This is a genomic window from Serratia sp. CY47280 (genome assembly GCF_052168655.1).
Classification (GTDB): Bacteria; Pseudomonadota; Gammaproteobacteria; order Enterobacterales; family Enterobacteriaceae; genus Serratia; species Serratia bockelmannii.
In genome coordinates this window covers 1-646 of sequence record NZ_JBJNMG010000016.1, presented here as the reverse complement: position 1 = coordinate 646, position 646 = coordinate 1, and the positions used below count along the sequence as shown (strand labels likewise).

Sequence of the window (646 nt, the reverse complement as noted above, 5' to 3'; positions counted from 1 at the left end):
TAGGTAGCTTAACCTTCGGGAGGGCGCTTACCACTTTGTGATTCATGACTGGGGTGAAGTCGTAACAAGGTAACCGTAGGGGAACCTGCGGTTGGATCACCTCCTTACCTAAAGATATTAGTTCGAGTGGCGTGCTCACACAGATTGTCTGATGAAAAGTAACGAGCAAAGCGCTACCTGTTGATGCCATGAGTCATTCATGCTGATACGAACCGATTAAGTTATTCAGTTTAATCGGATTTTCGTGTCCCCATCGTCTAGAGGCCTAGGACACTGCCCTTTCACGGCTGTAACAGGGGTTCGAATCCCCTTGGGGACGCCATTCCGATAATGAGTGAAAGACATTATCACCGGTTAGCGATAACCGAAAAAATCTTAAAGATGACTTGCGAGTCATGTTTAAGATATTGCTCTTTAACAATCTGGAACAAGCTGAAAATTGAAACATGACGGCTGAAATTTATCCCTCCGTAGACGTATTGGGATGAAGAGTAACCTGTCATAGAGTCTCTCAAATGTTTGCAGCACGAACGATGGAAACATCTTCGGGTTGTGAGGTTAAGTGACTAAGCGTACACGGTGGATGCCTAGGCAGTCAGAGGCGATGAAGGGCGTGCTAATCTGCGAAAAGCGTCGGTAAGGTGAT

Annotated in this window: 1 tRNA gene and 2 rRNA genes; all 3 read left to right on the top strand. The window is 46.1% G+C overall.

The window, feature by feature from the left end:
- Positions 1-107 (top strand): 16S ribosomal RNA (locus tag ACJ8J4_RS24710); the annotation flags it as partial.
- Positions 108-246: 139 nt separating this feature from the next.
- A tRNA-Glu gene (locus ACJ8J4_RS24705) sits at positions 247-322 on the top strand.
- Positions 323-556: 234 nt separating this feature from the next.
- Positions 557-646: ribosomal RNA gene (locus ACJ8J4_RS24700) — 23S ribosomal RNA — on the top strand; the annotation flags it as partial.